This is a genomic window from Aureibaculum luteum (assembly GCF_003449015.1).
Taxonomy (GTDB): Bacteria; Bacteroidota; Bacteroidia; order Flavobacteriales; family Flavobacteriaceae; genus Aureibaculum; species Aureibaculum luteum.
This window is the reverse complement of record NZ_QRGD01000007.1, coordinates 42,943-62,300: the sequence shown is the minus strand read 5'-3', so window position 1 is coordinate 62,300 and position 19,358 is coordinate 42,943. Positions and strand designations below refer to the sequence as shown.

The 19,358-nt window shown below is 34.2% G+C and carries 10 protein-coding genes; all 10 read right to left on the bottom strand.

The window, feature by feature from the left end:
* Window positions 1-14: 14 nt before the first annotated feature.
* Entirely contained in the window at window positions 15-2,360 is a 2,346-nt protein-coding gene (locus D3P13_RS15455; protein WP_117883779.1) for a GH92 family glycosyl hydrolase, read from the bottom strand.
* Window positions 2,361-2,390: 30 nt separating this feature from the next.
* Window positions 2,391-3,860 (bottom strand): sulfatase family protein, encoded by a 1,470-nt coding sequence (locus tag D3P13_RS15450; protein WP_198680046.1) that lies wholly within the window; start codon window positions 3,858-3,860, stop codon window positions 2,391-2,393.
* 3 nt (window positions 3,861-3,863) lie between these two features.
* Complete coding sequence (locus tag D3P13_RS15445) at window positions 3,864-5,717, bottom strand: beta-N-acetylhexosaminidase (protein ID WP_157972937.1); 1,854 nt, start codon at window positions 5,715-5,717, stop codon at window positions 3,864-3,866.
* A 29-nt stretch (window positions 5,718-5,746) separates the two neighbouring features.
* Window positions 5,747-7,222, bottom strand: a complete 1,476-nt coding sequence (locus D3P13_RS15440) for a sulfatase-like hydrolase/transferase (RefSeq protein WP_117883777.1) — start codon at window positions 7,220-7,222, stop codon at window positions 5,747-5,749.
* A gap of 11 nt (window positions 7,223-7,233) precedes the next feature.
* Complete coding sequence (locus tag D3P13_RS15435; protein WP_117883776.1) at window positions 7,234-8,667, bottom strand: glycoside hydrolase family 30 protein; 1,434 nt, start codon at window positions 8,665-8,667, stop codon at window positions 7,234-7,236.
* 98 nt (window positions 8,668-8,765) lie between these two features.
* Window positions 8,766-11,450, bottom strand: a complete 2,685-nt coding sequence (locus D3P13_RS15430; protein WP_232829216.1) for a glycoside hydrolase family 3 N-terminal domain-containing protein — start codon at window positions 11,448-11,450, stop codon at window positions 8,766-8,768.
* Window positions 11,451-11,463: 13 nt separating this feature from the next.
* A complete protein-coding gene (locus D3P13_RS15425) occupies window positions 11,464-12,840 on the bottom strand; it encodes a sulfatase family protein (protein WP_117883775.1) in 1,377 nt (458 codons plus the stop codon).
* A gap of 10 nt (window positions 12,841-12,850) precedes the next feature.
* The gene (locus tag D3P13_RS15420) at window positions 12,851-15,163 is read right to left on the bottom strand and encodes a glycoside hydrolase family 95 protein (RefSeq protein ID WP_117883774.1); all 2,313 of its coding nucleotides are present in this window, start codon (window positions 15,161-15,163) and stop codon (window positions 12,851-12,853) included.
* Complete coding sequence (locus D3P13_RS15415; RefSeq protein ID WP_117883773.1) at window positions 15,156-16,754, bottom strand: sulfatase family protein; 1,599 nt, start codon at window positions 16,752-16,754, stop codon at window positions 15,156-15,158. The genes D3P13_RS15420 and D3P13_RS15415 overlap by 8 nt, the downstream gene beginning before the upstream one ends.
* A 12-nt stretch (window positions 16,755-16,766) precedes the next feature.
* Complete coding sequence (locus D3P13_RS15410; RefSeq protein WP_117883772.1) at window positions 16,767-19,358, bottom strand: glycoside hydrolase family 3 C-terminal domain-containing protein; 2,592 nt, start codon at window positions 19,356-19,358, stop codon at window positions 16,767-16,769.

Below are 19,358 nucleotides of genomic sequence, written 5' to 3'. Positions count from 1 at the left end.
GTTTTTGAGTTCTATTATTTATTTGTATTCATTAAGGGTTCTGGGCCCATTTCTAATTCTAAAACACCGCCTTGGGTAATCTCTTGGTGCGAAATCCAATAACGTTGTAATGGTTTGTCATTTAGCTTTATGGATTGTATGTAAATATTGTCTTTTGAATTATTATTTGCAATAATTGTAAACGTTTTCCCTTTATAATAATTAGCATCTAAATTTATTTCAATTTTATTAAACACAGGACTTGAAATCTGGTATTTATTATCGCCTGGAGCAATAGGATGGATACCTATTGACGTCAATACATACCAAGCGGATAGTTGCCCTACATCTTCATTACCACATAATCCATAAGCATCTGTTCCATAGGCATCATTACAAATTTGTCTTGTAATTTTTTGCGTTAAATAGGGTACACCCGCTTCATTCAACATAAAAGGAACATGATGTACGGGTTCATTTGGGTGGTTGTAATAATTGTTCCAGAGAAAATCTTCTGGTGTTTTTTCAAAGAAAGAAATCAATTCATTTTTAAAAGCTTCTTCACCGCCCATTAATTTTTTCAAACCATCAATATCATGCGGTACAAACCATCCTTGTTGAAACGGATTACTTTCAATACAACCCTGACCGTGGACAGTTTTTCCTTTCCATTCTAACCATTTTCCAGTACTGTCTTTGGCTCTAAACCAATTCACTTCATCATTCCAAATATTCTTATAATTTTTACTTTTTTTGAAATATTCATCAGCAATAGCGTCTTTACCTAAAGATTTTGCCATAGTTGCCAATGCCCAATCTGAATACGCATATTCTAAGGTCTTAGAGATGTGATTATGTGAATACCCCAATTCACCATTACCTGTATGATCAACTGTGTTTTTAGAAAATTCGAATGCTTTTTCTATATCATAATTTCTAATTCCCTTTTCATAAGCGTCTACAATTACTGAAACTGCTGGGTTACCTAACATACAACCTGAATACGAATTCAACATTTCCCATCTTGGCAGATAGTTATTACCACTCAATTCTGCCATTTGTAATAGAGAATTAATCTCATCGTTTACTAATGTCGGATTTATAATAGTTTGCAAAGGAAATTGAGAACGAAATACATCCCAGCCACTAAAAATAGTTCGGTAGGTAAAATCTTTCGTTTGATGTACTTTTTTGTCGGCACCTATATAATTACCATTAACATCTGAAAATGTACGAGGATCAATCATGGTATGATACAAAGACGTATAAAAAATAGTTTTCTCATCAGCTGTACCTCCAGAAACGACTACATCTTTTATGGCATTATTCCAAAGGTTACGAGCTTCCTCTTTTGTTTTATCAAAATCCCAATGCTTAATATCATGTTCCAAATTTTCTTTCGCACCCTCTACACTCACAAAAGAGACACCACTTTTCACCAACACTTCTTCACCTTCAGTCGTACTAAAATTAGTGAAAAAGCCAATATGCTTACCTTGTAATTCACGCTTACCTCTTATAATTTCAGCGTCTTTTATTGCTAATTGGTAATCGTCTTTTCGGATAAAACGCATTTTTCTTGGAACATCAGGTGTTGCTGCATTCCAAAAACCATAGTCTTTTAAAGGTTTACTAAATTGACAATAGAAATACACCATATAATCGGCATTACCAGCACCAGCACCCCAACCACCGCCTTCTGGTGGACATTTCATCCATCCTGAAATGGTATTCTCATTTTCTACTTTTATATATTGCTCCGTAGAAGTACCCCCGACTCTACGCGAAAGGTCAATCTGAACTCTTGAACTATCTTGTTTAGGGTATGTAAATCGAATAATTCCAGCTCTTGGTGCTGCAGTAAGCTCTGCTTTTACCTTATAATCATCTAATGTTACCGCATAATAGCCTGCTTTAGTTACTTCAGTATCATGGGTAAACCGAGAACGATAACCACTTTCAGGATCATCAGATACACCTCTATTAGTTTGGAGTTTTCCTGTCGTTGGTGTTACTAAAAAATTACCTAAATCGCCAAACCAGCCTACACCGCTCATATGCGTGAAACTGAAACCTTCAATCGTAGGATGTTCATAAGAATAACCTGAGCCATTATCGCCATCAGAAACCGTATCTGGGCTCAATTGTACCAATCCAAAAGGAGTAGCTGCTCCTGGAAATGTTTTGCCAAAACCGTGTGCGTCCTTAGTTTTTTTACCATAAGTTATGGCTCCAATGATGGGATTAATATAATCTACAGGCTGTTTTTCTGTTGCAACTGACTTTTCACTTGATGTTGAGGAAGAACAAGAAATAGTCACTAAAGAACTTAGTGCAATACCAATGATTAGTACTATTATTTTTGTTGTGCTTACACTCATATCTACTTATTCTAAACTTCTTTAATAAAACTATTTATCCGTTTTAAAAATATCAATCACCACGTCATTTTGTTGCATTTCACCTGATGTACTTCTTCCGTTTTTTACAATTTTTTCTAACTTCGCTGTCATTTTCTTTACCAACTTTGGATGTTTTTTAAAGACATTGGTAGTCTCTTCTTTATCCTTTTTCATGTTATACAATTGTATTTCCGGAAGGTTTTGTTTTCGTGCTTTAGGATCTCTTGGATCTGTCCATCCCCCAGAGCCTGGTGTCAATTCTAATTTCCATTTTTTATTTCGGATAGAAAATTTACCATTTATGGAATGATGTACAACTAAGTTATAATCGGTTTTTGCCTTCTTATTTTTGAGCATTGGTAAAATACTATAAGAATCGACGCCCTTGTCTTTTGCAACCTTCAATCCAATAACTTCAGCACAAGTAGCCATTAAGTTGGTTTGACAAATTAACTTATCATTTATAGAATTTGACTCAATTTTTCCTGGCCATCTTACTACGAATGGTATTCTATGGCCACCTTCCCAAATATCAGATTTAGAACCACGAAAATCAGCACTTGGATAATGTCCAAATTCCTTTTCTAATTTTTTACCCTTTGCTACAGGATACGAACAACCATTATCACTTGTAAAAAAAACGATGGTATTATCTTCAATACCATTTTCTTCTAAAGCTTTTAAAACACGACCAACGGCATCATCCGTTTCCATAACAAAATCGACATAATCGCCCATTCCGCTTTTACCCTTCCATGCCTCAGATGGCACCACTGGACTGTGTGGAGAGTTCAATGCTAAATACATAAAAAATGGGGTTTCACTTTTGGAAGCTTTAGAAATATAATTTGTAGCATTATCGGTTAAAAACTGTAACATTTTAACTGGTGGCATATGATCTATAACCTTATCATCTTTGATTACCGTACTCATAGAGGCAGAATGATGAAAACCGACGTAAGAATCAAACCCACGAGAAACAGGGCCGTTTGGTACATTTGCTCCAACAGGAGCATCTACTAATTTTTTCCCTTCATATAAATTGTAAGGTTCTCCATCGTCATCTAAAAAACTAAAACCTAAATGCCATTTTCCTATGGCCGCGGTTGTGTAACCTTCTTTTCTTAGCATAGCAGGTACGGTCTCACGATTTTCGTCAATTAAAGGTTCAAATTCATCACCTCCCCTTAAAACGCCTTCTTGCAATCGTGATCTCCATGCATAACGCCCCGTTAAAATGGCATATCTTGAGGGTGTGCATACGGCAGATGCAGAGTGTGCATCTGTAAAAGACATCGACTCTTTTGCAAATGCATCTATTTTAGGAGTTAGAATTTTTCCTTTTACAGGATTTAAAAACTGTACATCTCCATAGCCCAAATCATCACAAATAATATACACAATATTTGGCTTTTCTTGTGCTGACACAGAAGACAGCACCAGCATAAATAAAACCGTTAATTTAAATTTTCGCATCATTTTTTATTTTAATCTTAGTTCAGTAATCTCTCCTAATAAATCCCCTTTTTTATTAAACAAACCCGCTTTTAAAAGTGTTCTTGGTGTTGTTTTAAAATCACGTTCATATTTCGTAGCATTTATCGTTGGGTCTTTACCATCTGTAGTATAATAAATAGCATAACCAACAGTTTCCGTTTGTAAATACACAATAGCCTCGTTATGTAATTGATCAATAGCATATGACGGGTAAACACTATATATACTTTTAGCCACATTTACATTTGCTCTTTCTAATCTTTTAAAATGCCACTTTTCTAATGCCGATTGAAAACGCGACCAATCTTTAACTTTTGGTTGACTCCATGAAACTTCTGCACTTGCCAAAGCACGCGGATATAGCATATACTCACAATGTTCTTCGGTTGGTGTAAACTCTCCCCATAAGCACGTTTCATTTCCTAAAACCCTTTTGGCTTCTTCTGCAGTTAATTCTGATGGAATGGGTTCATGATTATACACTTTTGATAACGGTAATACCACATTTGGACCTTCAGGCTCCATAAATGAGGGACCTTGCACTTGACTTATATAGGAATAGATATAAGATGTCATAATGGTTGGATAACCTTCTCTTGGTGCTTGTAATTGTGGTGAATGACGACCTCTACGCCACGCCATAATTGTAGCACCTTTGGCACCTTTTCCACTCAAAATCTCATCCCAACCAATCATTATTTTCTTTTGAGCTGTAACTATTTTATTAACTTTCTGAATAAAATGACTTTGTAGTTCTTCTTCATCCTTCAAGTTATTTTCTGTCTTTACTTTTTGACAGTATGGACATTTTTTCCAGTTTGTTTTATTACACTCATCGCCACCAATATGTAAATATTTTGATGGAAACAATTCCGCTATTTCTTTTATAACGTCTTCTAAAAATTCATACGTTGTTTCTTTACCTGCACACAAAGCATTATCTGGTGCTTTACCGCCAACAGCAACTTCAAAATTAGCTTTGGCATCATCATAACAAAACAATTCAGGATAAGACGCTATTAATGCCTTACTATGCCCTGGCACATCTATTTCAGGTATCACTTCAACATTTCTAGCTTTGGCATAAGCAATGACTTCTTTTATTTCTTCTTGCGTATAAAAACCACCTACAGTTTTAGGTTCTTCGGAGGTTGCTGGTTTACGAGACCACCATGATATACCTGTTCTATCAGCTCTCCAAGCACCCTTTTTGGTTAGGTTGGGATATTTTTTTATTTCAATTCTCCAACCTTGGTCATCTACTAAATGCCAATGAAATTTATTTATTTTATAAGAAGAGAGCACATCTATTTGCTTCAAAATAAATTCTTTAGGTTGAAAGTGACGAGACACGTCTAACATTACTCCACGCCAATTAAATCTGGGATTATCTTTTATTAAAAGATTAGGAATTTCTATCGATTCTGTTTTTCCTAATGGTATCGCTTGTCTTAACGTTTGAAAACCGTTAAAAAAGCCGGCATAATCTTTCGCTTTTATTATTATTTTTAAATCAGAAACTTCTAATGTATAGCCTTCATGCTCAACCGATGCTTCTTTTGTAATTTGAAATTGAATGTAATTTGAATTAATTTTAGGGCGTTTTGATTCTGTTTTTAACATTAACCCTGTATCCTCTTCAAGTTTCGCTAACAAATAAGGTTTTAAATCCTTTTGAAATTTCTTTGGAAGAAAAATCTTAGTGGTATTTGTCAAGGTGAAATTACCTTGATTCATTACAACAGATTCTGGTTGTGGAATAAACGTATTTTTATTTTCTTGAGCATTAGCTGTAACAGCTAAAACAAAAGATAATAGTATAAAAATTAGCTTCTTCATGTTTTTAAGTTTTCTTCTATCAATTGAACTCAATTTTTAATACTCAATTTTAAAAATGCCTCTTCCGTTGCAAGAGGTAACATATTGGTTTTTCTTGCCCCTTTTGGTCCTCCACAACAGTTCAATTTTTCATCTGGCACGTTATAGAGACTATCTACCGTTTTTTTGTACTTCGGCTGAGCGTCTTGGTCTGGAAGACTACTCAATATGTTCTCAAATTTTTCTATTGTTTTTTTTACTTCTGAGGCTCCAATAAGGTTCTTAGTTTCATATGGATCTACTTCTAAATCGAACACTCGCACTATATTTTTTAATGTATCTGTATACACTTTATACTTTTCATCTCTAAGCACACGGTCTCTGAACGTAAACCAATTTTCCATCCTATCATTATCACTTATTTTTGCAGTAAGTCCTCCCATAGAAAGTATCCAATCTCTCTTGCTCTGCTGACTTTTTCCTTGCAAAACCTCTGCAAAGGAATAACCAGTTGATTTTGAATTGTCTTCTACTCCTGCTAAATCTAATAGTGTTGGATAGATGTCCGTAAAATCAATTAATGCATCAGATACAAATTGTTTTTTATCTGGAGTTACTACTAAGAAAGGAGCATTGATACCATTTTCTGTTAAAAACGATTTTCCACCTCTCACATAAACCGAATCTCGTTTTCCAATAATTCCATTTGATGTACCATTATCTGTAGTGAATATTAAATATGTATTATCCAAGATATCTAATTCCTTCATCGACTTTACTATTTTCCCAATAATAAAATCTGTATAGCGAACCATAGCTTGGTGCTTTTGGTATTTGGTTTTCACTTCAGGTTCCTGAGGTGTATGTACAAATGGAGAATGTGTTAAAACCATTGGGTAATAGATACACATTGGTTTTTCTTTATTCTTGGTCATGAATTCAATTATAAAATCAGAAAATATATCGGGTCCAAATTCACCCTTATACGTTTTACTTCCGTTTTTGGTGAAAATGTAAGGATCCCAATATCGATTTTCACTAGGTTTATTACCAGATTCATAACCGGTCCACATACAGTATTCTTGAAAACCTGCTTTTTCCATAGCCTTGGGTTCAATTCTAAAGTCATTAATCTGCCATTTTCCTGCTATACATGTAGCATAACCTTCAGATTGTAACGCTTTTGCAAAACTTGGGTTTTTATCGGCATCAAAATTTACACCATGCCCCCATCTTGGGACATCATAATGGTTTATCCATCCGCTAGAATATGGATATTGCCCCGTAATTAATGCTACTCTACTTGGTGTACATTGCGGCATTGAATAAGCATTATTAAATATAACACCCGTTTCTGCCAACTGATTAATATTTGGTGTTTTAATTTCTGTAGCTCCGTAAGTTTCTATCCATTCTTTACCCAAATCATCTACCATAATAAAAATGAAATTTGGTTTCTTAAATGTCTCCGCAGAACTGCAGCCAGCTAATAAAAAAAAGAATAAAATAACTAAAAACTTATTCATTATAATTTCTATTAAATTTGAACAATTAATGTGTTAAAAGATTTAGCATCTACAGATGCCGTTATTACTTCTTCACCTAAAGTTACATTCAACGCTTGCATGCTATCCTTATCGTTATAAGTAAGCAATACTATATTGTTTTCAGACTCATTGTAAAAAGCTATCGTGTGATTATCATCGCCACTTGCTGCTAACTTTACAGAACCAGGTTTTACATAGGCACTTAAATGTTTCATTAAATAAAATTCAGGATTGTAAACAATCGCTCTTGTTTTACTGTCAATTGAAATCATAGAGTTTTGTTTCCATCCCCATTGGCTTTTTCCAGTTTCATCTAAAACCATATTCCAATACATATAAGAATTTGCACCATTTTCAAAATAATGTTTCATTAAATCGAAGGTATGTTCTGCCGCTTTCCAATCATTAGAACCATCACCACACTCCGTTTCTGTTTGCATCATTTGCATTTCTGGGTATTGAGCATGCACCTCTTTTATGGCCCCTTTACCTGCCCATTGAAAACCAACACCTGTAACGTAATCTTTAGTGTTCTTATATTCTAAAACATCATTTACACGTTCTATTTGTGGACGTTCAATAGTACCCAACCAAATGTCAGTATCTAAATTTTCTGCTTCAAATTTTGGACCTAAATAATCCGCAATAAAAATTCCTAAATCTTGAGGTTTCCATACGCATGATGGAAAATTCTGAGCTGAATTAGGTTCGTTTTGTACATGAACCGCACTGATATCTATTCCTTCTTTTTGATATGCTTTTACAAATTTTGAAAAGTATAGTGCATATGCCTCCAAATATTCTGGTTCCATAATAAAGCGTGAAACCAACTCTTCTGTTGAACTTAATTCTAAGGGCAAATCATTAACTTCAGGATTCGCTTTACAAGCATAATGTTTACTATGTTTCATCCAAGATGGCGGACACCAAGGTGACGCCCAAACTTCGATTTCAGGATTTATTTTTTGAGCTTCTTTTATGTATGGAATCAATCGCTTTTTATCACGATCAATAGAGAAGTTTTTCATTGTAAAATCTTCTGGAGTTTCGTTAAGGCTATACCAATTTACAGCATAATCGTTTGCACCAATTGGCATTCGACAAATATTGAATTTACATCCATTTTCAGTATCAAATAAATCATTTAAAATTTGCTGTTTTTCCACAGAGGTTATCATACCTAAAGCCTCCCAACCTAATTCGTTGAAACAACCTCCAAATCCATCAACAGTTTGTTGTGTTTTAGTGATATCTAAATTAATATTGATTTTTGGTAAACCTGCTTCGGTTATACCTGTATATGTTTCGGTTTCCCAAAGCTTATCGTTTGTAGAACTTACCCAGTCTACTTGAATTTTAGATTCTTGTTTACATGAAAAACATGTTAGTACAACGGCAATAATGGTTAATTTTAATACTTTCATCTGTTTAATTTTATTGTTTTTTTATTGTCAGATGTAATTCGCCATTAAACATCTTGGTAGTATTACTATTTAGATATTATGGCTCATTTCATGACTAATTATTTTACGTTTAATATTCCTCTTAGGCGAATATCTTTTGATGATGCTCCTATCATTATTCTAAAATCTCCAGATTCAACTAATCTCTTTAAATCTTTATCTAACATTGATAATTCTTCTGGCCCTAATTGAAAAGTCACCTTTTGATCTTCTCCTGCTTTTAAAGAAATACGCTGAAATCCTTTCAATTCTTTTATTGGGCGTGCTACAGAAGCGAGTTCATCACGGATATATAACTGAACCACTTCATCTCCATTTGTTTTACCAACATTCTTTACCGTACATGTAATATTTACGCTGTCTTCAGGCTGAATATTATTTTTGCTAAACTTTAAATCGGAATATTCGAAAGACGTATAACTTAATCCGAAACCAAAAGGAAACAAAGGTTGCCCTGTTAGGTTATGATAGTTATCACCTCTACCTGTTGGCTTATTATTATAATACAATGGGCATTGTGCCTCATCTACAGGAAAAGTTATCGGTAAGCGTCCTGCTGGATTTTCATCACCAAATAAGATATCTGCAAATCCATTTCCTCCATTTTCTCCTGAATACCATGCCATTAATATACCGTCAACATCTTGTTTCCAATTTGCCATGGTTATTGCACTACCTCCTACCAATACCACAACTGTTGGTTTACCTGTTGCCACTACGGCTTTTATTAATTCTTCTTGATGACCAGGAAGTGCCAATAATGCACGGTCTTGAAATTCTCCTTCATGGATACCAGCAACCACAACGGCAACTTCACTTTTTTTAGCTATATCAACGGCATCAACTATTTGTTGTTCCCATTTATTTTCAACAAAAGCATCCCAAACCAGATTGAATTTTGCATTACCGGCAGATTCATAAAACTCAATTTTTATATCATATTCTTTTCCTTTTTCGAATGAGAATGCCTTTGTGATAGAATTATAGGATTGTTTTTGCCAGTTATCAATAATCAATTTTCCATCTAAATAAAGACGATAGCCATCATTACCTTCAATTCCTATATTAAAATCTCCTGTTTTTGGAGCTTTTAATTTACCTGTCCATCGTACTGAAAACCAATCGTAAGGTAAATCTTCATGTGGCGAAAACAGTGTCCATCCAAACTTAATTTGCTTGTCTATACGCTCAACTTTTGGAGTGCCACTTAATTTAATATTATCAAAATAAGCACCTTTTAATCCATTACTTATGTTGCCTTTCTCATCTGTTGTTGACAAATAATCTGATGGTATAGCCTTGTGCTTTTCAGCTTTTAATGAAACTCCGGGAGCATATAAAACATGATCCTTGCCTATTTTATTTACAACACCATCATACATAGAAATAATGTTATTTCCCGGTCCACTGTACCCTCCTAAACGTCCTGCTTTTACATCGTAACCTATAAGTGCTACTTTTTTAGTTGATTTATTTATCGGTAAAATCTCATTTTCATTTTTCAATAAAACCATTGATTTATAAGCCGCAATTTTTGCTAATTCTCTATGATTTTTATGTCCATTCCATTTGGCAGCTTCTTTAGCGTCCACATATGGATTTTCAAATAAACCCAATTCAAACTTAGCCGTTAAAATTCTGCTTACTGCTTCATCAATAGCATGAATATCTACCATTCCTGTTTTATAAGCTTCCCAAAATAATGGATAATGATTATAACTGGTTTGAAACATCACGTCCAATCCTGCTTCGACAGCATCTTCGGTTGCTTCAGCATAATTTTTTGCCGTAAAATGCAATACATTAGCTCCACCTGTAGCACCTGCATCTGATATTACAAAACCTTTAAATCCCCATTCTTCTTTTAATTTTTTACGTAATAACCATTCATTAGAGGTACATGGCGTGCCATCTAAAGAATTATATGAGGTCATAACTGATCTTGCTCCTCCTTTTTGAAAAACAGTTTTAAATGCAGGGAAATAGATTTCTTCTAACAAACGTTCATTAAAACTAATGGGATAACTATCTCTTCCACCTGCACCAACGTTAGCAACAAAATGTTTTGGTGTGGTTATTACTCCTTCCTTTTCAAACTGACTGATAAATGACAATCCCATTTGCGAAGTTAAATATGGATCTTCTCCATAGGTTTCTTCTGTACGGCCCCAACGAACATCACGGGCAATGTTTAATACTGGAGATAGTATTTGACGAATACCTCTCGTTTTGGTTTCTTTTGTTATGGCACGAGCAACATCACTAACTAATGTAGTATCCCAAGTTGCTGCTAAGGCTATTGCTTGTGGAAAAGTGGTAGCTCCGTCTCGGGCTAAACCATGTAAGGCTTCATTAAAAGGAATTATTGGTATTCCTAAACGCGTTTCATCCAAAAAATAATGTTGAATTTCATTTATTTTATTGGCCATTTGTTCTGCACTACCGGAAGAACCATAGTCCATCATTTGTTCAGCAATATTATCTTTTTTCCCTTTTGAAGATACTTGAAAACCAAAAACACCATGTTTATATTTTTCTTTACCATCACTTAAATCACCAGGAATCATAAACATTTGCCAGAACTTTTCTTCCAACGTCATTCTGCTAAGTAAATCACTTACACGCTCCTCAACTGATAATTTAGAATTTTTATAAGGTGGTTTTTTCTTATCAGAAAACGACAAAGAACTTATAATAAGAACTATTACCGTTACAACTTTTATAAAGTGATTTATATTTTTCAAGCTTTGCTATTTTTTAATTAAACTGATGTTGGTTTTCTTTTAAATCTGCATCAAACTTATCCATCATTTTTTGCAATTTTTTTACAATCTTAGGGTTTGATAACGCTACATTTTTACTTTCTGAAATGTCGGTTCTTAGGTTGAACAATTCTACTTTATCCTTAACAATACGTAACTTCCAATCTCCTTTTCTGACAGCTTGTAGTGTCGTTTCTGAATAATAATAAAACCCCTTGTTTTTATGAGGCGACTTTGATTTTTTACCAGATAATAATTTCCATATATTTTTACCATCAATTGGTTTTTCAGAAAGCTCAGCTCCCGTCAAATAAGCCAATGTAGGTAGTATATCAATTGTTGAAGCTATTTCTTCAGTGACAGCCCCTGCTTTTATTTTACCTTTCCATTTGGCAATCATAGGCACACGCATACCACCTTCGTAGGTTTCAAATTTAAAACCTCTCAATGGTAATGCACTTCCTCCTTGTCCATCTTTTAAATTCCAAGGACCATTGTCTGAAGTGAAAATTACCAACGTATTTTCATCAATATTTAGTTTTTCTAAGGTTTCTAATATTCTTCCCATGCTCCAATCAATTTCTTCAATAACATCCCCATATAAACCTCTTGCACTTTTTCCTTTAAAATCTGGTGAAGCATATAATGGAATATGTGGCATGGTTTGGGCAACATACAAGAAAAATGGTTTGTCTTTATTTTCTGTAATAAAGTCAATGGCACTTTCTGTGTATCTTTTTGTAAGCGTTGTTTGATCTACAGGATATTCTATAACCTCATCTTGCTTCATTAATGGCACTTTTCTTCCTCTCCATTTTTGCTCACGAAGGCTATCAATTGTCATACCTTCTCTAAAGAGGATATCTTCTGAAACCTTTGATTCTGGATTCACAGACATATCGTTACTAAAAGGAATACCATAATAAGAATCAAACCCTTGTGTAGTTGGTAAGTATTGTGATTGATCTCCAAGATGCCATTTTCCAATACAAGCTGTATTATATCCTTTTGTTTTAAGCATATCGGCAATAGTAAGTTCTTGATTTGACAATCCCCCATCTAAATTTGGCCATAACACTTTAGGCACACCAACTCGAGGTGGATAAGAACCCGTAAGCAAAGCCGCTCGCGATGGAGAACAAACAGAAGATGCCGAGTAAAAATCTGTGAATTTTATACCCTCATCAGCCATTTTATCTAGGTTTGGCGTTTTTATTAAAGGAGAGCCAAAAGCACCAACATCTTGATACCCTTGATCATCAGTAAAAAATATGATGACATTCGGTTTAGACGAATCTTTTTGTGCGATAACGGGAAAATTATTACTAAAAAGGATAATTAACACCCCTATTAAAACCTTATTATATTGCATACTATTTTATTTATTTTGCGTTTAGCATACCGTCAAACGTATACTTTTTTCCAACTTTAGTGTCAAATTCAATAAGCTTATCTTTGTATTGTAACTTACATTTTGAACCTTTTTTTGAGGTAACAATTACCTCTTGTAAAAGGGAGTTCTCCCATTTGAAATCTAACTCAAACCCACCTCTTGCCACAACACCAGAAATAGCTCCTTTAGGTAATGCATCTGGTAATGCGGGTAATAATTCTATTTTACCCAAATGACTTTGTATCAACATTTCAATAATCCCTGCTGCGGCTCCAAAATTACCATCTATTTGAAATGGCGGATGTGCATCAAATAAATTTGGATATGAGCCTCCACTAATTTTTCTTTCTGGTATTTCTGCAGGACTTAATAAAACGCCTAATAATTTGTAGGCTCTGTTTCCATCTTTAAATCTAGACCAGAAATTTACTTTCCATGCCAAACTCCACCCTGTTCCGTTATCACCGCGAAACTCTAATGACTGTTTTGCTGCCTTCATCAATTCCGGTGTTTCTTCATAATTAATTTCGCTACCAGGATATACTGCCCATAAATGGGAAACATGTCTGTGATGCGATTCGGGGTCATCTTTATCTTCTAACCATTCTTGTAATTGTCCGTGTTTTCCAATTTTATTAGGTGCAATTTTAGGAATCATGACTTGGAGTTTTTTTGAAAACTCTTGATCCGTATTTAAAATAGTAGATGCTTCAATAACACTTTTAAACAAAGCTCTTATTATTTGATGATCCATTGTAGGGCCAGCTACCATACCCCCTATTTCCGGAGAATTTGATGGAGAACTAATTAAATATCCTGTTTTTGGATCTTTATAAAGAAAATCCTTATAAAAAAGTGCTGCATCCTTTAAGATTGGATAGTATTCTCTTAAAAAAGCCTCATCTTGGGTAAACAAATAATGTTCCCAAATATGTGAAGCAAGCCACCCACTTCCTCCAAGCCAAAGGCCATGGTTCGCATTATTTACAGGTGCTGCACCACGCCAAATATCAACGTTGTGATGAACAATCCATCCATTTGCATCATAATGCTCTTTAGCAACATTTTTTCCCGTAATTGATATGTCTTTGATAAAATCAAACAGAGGTTCATGACATTCACTTAGATTCGCAATTTCTACTTGCCAATAATTCATTTCTAAATTTATATTCGTCGTATAACTACTAAACCAAGGTGGTCTCAATTTATCATTCCATAATCCTTGTAACGTTGGAGGTTTAGTACCAGGACGGCTACTTGCAATCATTAAATAACGACCATATTGAACATACAAAGAAAGTAGTTGAGGATCGCTTGGGTTCTTCCAAAAATCAAAAATTCGTTTATTAGTTACCTCTTTAGATTTTCCATTATCACCAAAATCGATCTGAAAACGATTAAATAAAGATTGATAATCTTTGATGTGCGTATCTTTTACTTTTTTATACTTTTTAGTCTCAACTTTTTCCAACGTCTCCTTTACGAGCTCTTGAGGATTTCCCGAAACATCTTTAAAGTTTTTATAATTGGTTGCCGCTGCTAGATAGATCGTAGCTCTTGATGCATTTGCAATTGAAAGCTTTCCATTTTTTGATTCTATTTTACCATCAGTTTTTACTTTTATAGTTGATACCCCTCTTAAAACACCATCCTTTACGTGAACTTCCAACGTTTGCGAATTTGCACTTGTGGTAACTTGCTTTTCTTCATGAATTGCATCTAACCAAATACTAAAATTCAGTGCTTTTGATTCACTTGCCGTTAAATTAATTGTAATAACTTGATCTGGATAACTAGAAAGTACTTCGCGTTTGTAGATTACATCATTAACCTTGTACGAAACTTTACTAACCGCATTGTTAAGATCTAATTCTCTAGCATACTCCGAATATTTTTCATGGCCTGGAAAATCAATATATACATCACCAAATGGTTGATAATGAATTTGCTTCAAAGGCACACTCATAAATTCTTTATTCCCTAAATCTTGAGCTTCTCTTTGTTTGCCATCAGTCAATAATTGTCTTATTTCTCCTAAATATTTATAGGCACCTTTATGAGCATAATCATGTGGTTTTCCAGCCCACAATGTTTCTTCATTAAACTGAATATGTTCTTGAGATACATTACCGTAAATCATGGCTCCTAAACTACCGTTACCTATAGGCAAAGCTTCTGTCCATTTTTCGGCAGGACTCTCGTAGTATAACTTCAACTGTTCTTGTGATTGAGCTGTATTAAAAAACAAATAGCTGCAAACACCCACTATCAAAAATTTTACATTCTTCGGTATATTAATCATTCCAGTGTGCTTTTATAATATCATGAATTTCCTGATTATCAGGATCGGTATCTCCTAAAGCTTCTCGTTGCTTCATAATTTCTACTTTCATTTCTTTTATGATTTCTTGATATTCAGCATCTTTGTAGGCATTATGAGTCTCCTTAGGATCTTTCTCTAAGTCAAAGAAATCCCAATATTTTTTAGGTTGATTTTCTTTAGTGTACCCGTTTTCTTTAAGCCCATTTCCGTAATAAAAAGCCAGTTTATAACGTTGACCTCTAATACCAAAATGCCCTGGACGGTCAATTGAATGGTCCCAATAACGATAGTATCCATATTTACGCCAATCTTTCGGTGTATTCCCTTTTAAGTTTTCTCGGAAGCTATGCCCTTGCATTGTTTCTGGATATTCAAGACCTGCATAATCTGCAAATAATGCTGAGAAATCCGCATTTTCAATAAGATCAGAATTTCGAGCACCAGCAGGAATTTCTTTTGGATATCGAATAACAAAAGGCATATGTATTGATTCTTCATAAATCAATCGTTTGTCAAACCAACCATGTTCTCCTAAAAAATACCCCTGATCTGCAGTGTAAATTACAATCGTATTTTCTGCTAACCCTGATTCGTCAAGATACTTTAATAGCTTTCCAATATTATCATCAATAGCCGCTCCACAACGCATAAAGTCTTTTACATATTTTTGGTACGTTTTATAACGTGCTTCATCATTATTTAAACCATCAACAGTAAAGGGTAATTCGGGATACTTCATATAACCTGGCACATTATCTGGATCTTTTGAAGCTAATAAATATCTCTTTTTCAAATTATCTACCGACTGTCCTTTAAATGATCGCCCTGTTGTTTCTGCTCCTTTATCGTAAAATGTACTTGGAACAGGAATGTCTTCATCTCTATATAAATGACTAAAACGTTCCGGGTAATCAAAAGGTTCATGTGTTGCTTTAAAGTGACACATGGTTATAAAAGGTTTTGTAGTATCTCTATTTTGAATCCAATCAATAGTTTTATCTGCAATAACATCCGTACTAAACCCTTCATATGGTTTGCCACCTTCCATATAGTCTTTCCAATTTTCTTTCGTTTTTAATATAGGATCCCAATACCTTCCTTGTCCTGGTAAAACCATATAAAAATCGAACTCATCTGTAGGTTCTTGCTTCATGTGCCATTTACCAATAACTGAAGTTTGATAACCACCACGTTGCATTACTCCTGCAATAGTTGGATGCTCTGTAGGTAAACCTGCACCTAATGTGGTGACACCATTTACATGACTATATTGCCCTGTTAATATGGTTGCTCTACTTGGTGTACAAATAGAATTAGAGACCAAACAATTATCCAAAACCGTTCCTTCTTCTGCTAAGCGTTGAATATTTGGTGTATGAACATAGTCCTTTAAAATACCATCATAAACACCCCAAGCTTGTGATGTATGATCGTCAGCCATTATATATAAAATATTTGGACGTGTATCTTTCTTTTCTTGTTTAGGTTCTGTTTTATTTTTACAGCTAATTGTTAAAATAAATAGAGACAGTGTCAGTATTCCTAAATAAAATATTCTTCTTTTTTGCATTTGGTTTTAATTTTAATTTATTACTTCTAAATTTATGTATATAAAATCTTCCGATGATTTTCCTATTCCAATTTGGTATAACCCTGGTTCTACAACTTGCTTGCTTTTTTCAAAGTCATAAAATGATAAATCTTCTCGTTTAATGGTGAAATTTACTTGAATTGTTTCTTCAGGATTTAATGAAACTCTCTTAATCCCTCGAAGGCTTTTTAAAGGTCTTACTTCATTACTTTCCAAATCTTTTATATACAATTGAACAACCTCATCTCCTTTAAATTTACCAATATTAGTAATGTCGACACGTATAGATGTTGATTCTTCTGCTTTTATTTTTTGATCAGATAATTTTAAATTTTTATATTTAAATTGAGAATAACTTAATCCATATCCAAAAGGATATAGCGGATTACCTTTAAAATACCTGTATGTTCTGCCTTTCATACTATAATTTACAAATGGAGGCAAGTCTTTTATAGATTTATAAAAGGTAATTGGAAGCCTACCTGAGGGGTTATAGTCACCAAAAAGAACGTCAGCTATGGCAGTTCCTCCAAGTTCGCCAGGATACCATGCTTCAACTATGGCGGGTAGATTTTCATCTTCCCAATTAATTGCTAAAGCACTTCCATTTAATAAAACTAAAATAACCGGTTTACCTGTAGCATGCAATGCTTTTAAAAGTTCTTTTTGCACGTTTGGCAATTCAATATTTGTCTTATCACCACCATCAAAACCCGTTGAATTCACTGGCATTTGTTCTCCTTCTACCTTTGGTGAAATACCTCCAACAAAAACTATAACTTCAGCTTTTTCAGCTAGTTCAATTGCTTTTTCAAATGAAGTTTTACCTGGAGACATCCACATTAATTCTAATATAGCAGAGTTCTTATTGTGATAATATTCGACAGTAATTTGGTGCTTTTTTCCTTTCTCTAAGACTATTTTTTCTTTTAACCTTTTGCGTGTTGGTTTGTTCCAATTATCAATAAGCACCTTTCCATCAATAATTAATTTATACCCATTGTCACTGCGTAAGGCAAAAGTATATTCTCCAGAAGTATTTACTTGGATATTCCCTGTATATTGAATTGAAAAATTATCTTCATTTAATCCTTTTACTGGTTCCGAATTCCAATTTGAATTTATGGTCTCTTCTAATCTTGTTTGGATGGGTTTACCCGATAAATCGGTATTATCAAAATAATTGGCCTGTAAACCTACTTTGTTCTTAAAACTTAAATGTTTTGAAGGAATTAAAGTCAGTGAAGATTCATTAGATATTAACTCGCAACCCGACTCATAAAACAATTTAGTGTTTTTAGAAATTTTATTCTTAATCCCTTCTAAAGGTGTAAAATATTGAGAAGGAAATCCATTATAATTTCCCAATAAGACATCTAAATTATTAGCATTTGGACCAATAACAGCAATAGATTTCAGATCTTTTTTAAGTGGTAATGTTTCGTTTTCATTTTTTAATAAAACGATGGACTTTCTAGCCGTTTCTAGTGCTAATTTTCTATGCTTATCAGAACTCACGACACTTGTAGGTATACTCGCATAAGGCAAAAGCTCCTCGGGATCAAACATCCCCAATTTAAAACGTGCTTTAAATAGTCTTTTTACCGAAATATTTATTTCATCCTCGGTTATATCTCCTACTGCAACTGCGTTTATTAAGTATTTATAACGAGACCCACAGTTTAAATCGCAACCCGCTTTTACAGCAACAGCGGCAGCTTCTTCTTTAGAATCTACATAGTTATGATAGTCATGAATATCGCGTATTGCATTACAATCGGAAACTACATAACCTTTAAAACCCCAATCTTTTCTTAAAATATCATCTAACAATTGATGACTCGCACAACAAGGTTTTCCCATATATCTATTATATGCGGCCATAACAGAATAGGCTTTTCCTTCTACAATACAGGCTTCAAAAGCGGGTAAATAGGTATCGTATAAATCTCGTTTTGTTGTTGTTGCATCAAAAAAATGTCTTTCAGGTTCTGGTCCGCTATGAACCGCAAAATGCTTCGGTGTTGCCACTAGCTTTAAATATTTGGAATCGTCTCCTTGCATGCCTTTTACAAAATTGACTCCCATACGAGCTGTTAAATAAGGATCCTCTCCATAAGTTTCTTGGCCTCTACCCCAACGTGGGTCTCTAAAAATATTAATATTTGGTGTCCAGTATGTGAGCCCCTTATATCTACCAAAATCATTATTTTTTAATGCTTCATGGTGCTTAGCTCTTGCTTCATCTGAAATTACAGATGCTGAACGATAAATTAAGTCGGTATCAAAAGTTGCTGCTAAACCAATAGCTTGCGGAAACACAGTTGCTTTACCTGCTCGAGCCACACCATGTAAACATTCATTCCACCATTCATATTCAGGAATATGAAGTCTTTTGATTTCTGGTGACTTATTCATCATTTGAGAAACTTTTTCTTCTAATGTCAATCTAGAAACAAGATCATCTACTCTAAAATCAATACTTAATGATGCATCTTCAAATGGAAATTCGTTTTGCTGACCAAAACTTACGTTTACATAAAATTGTAATAGTAAGAACCAAAAAAAATGTAACTTTTTCAT

Excerpts from the sequence above, each read along its gene's own strand:
- D3P13_RS15455 (WP_117883779.1), bottom strand. The coding sequence starts at position 2,360 with ATGAGTGTAAGCACAACAAAAATAATAGTACTAATCATTGGTATTGCA.
- D3P13_RS15450 (WP_198680046.1), bottom strand. The coding sequence starts at position 3,860 with ATGATGCGAAAATTTAAATTAACGGTTTTATTTATGCTGGTGCTGTCT.
- D3P13_RS15445 (WP_157972937.1), bottom strand. The coding sequence starts at position 5,717 with ATGAAGAAGCTAATTTTTATACTATTATCTTTTGTTTTAGCTGTTACA.
- D3P13_RS15440 (WP_117883777.1), bottom strand. The coding sequence starts at position 7,222 with ATGAATAAGTTTTTAGTTATTTTATTCTTTTTTTTATTAGCTGGCTGC.
- D3P13_RS15435 (WP_117883776.1), bottom strand. The coding sequence starts at position 8,667 with ATGAAAGTATTAAAATTAACCATTATTGCCGTTGTACTAACATGTTTT.
- D3P13_RS15425 (WP_117883775.1), bottom strand. The coding sequence starts at position 12,840 with ATGCAATATAATAAGGTTTTAATAGGGGTGTTAATTATCCTTTTTAGT.
- D3P13_RS15420 (WP_117883774.1), bottom strand. The coding sequence starts at position 15,163 with ATGATTAATATACCGAAGAATGTAAAATTTTTGATAGTGGGTGTTTGC.
- D3P13_RS15415 (WP_117883773.1), bottom strand. The coding sequence starts at position 16,754 with ATGCAAAAAAGAAGAATATTTTATTTAGGAATACTGACACTGTCTCTA.
- D3P13_RS15410 (WP_117883772.1), bottom strand. The coding sequence starts at position 19,358 with ATGAAAAAGTTACATTTTTTTTGGTTCTTACTATTACAATTTTATGTA.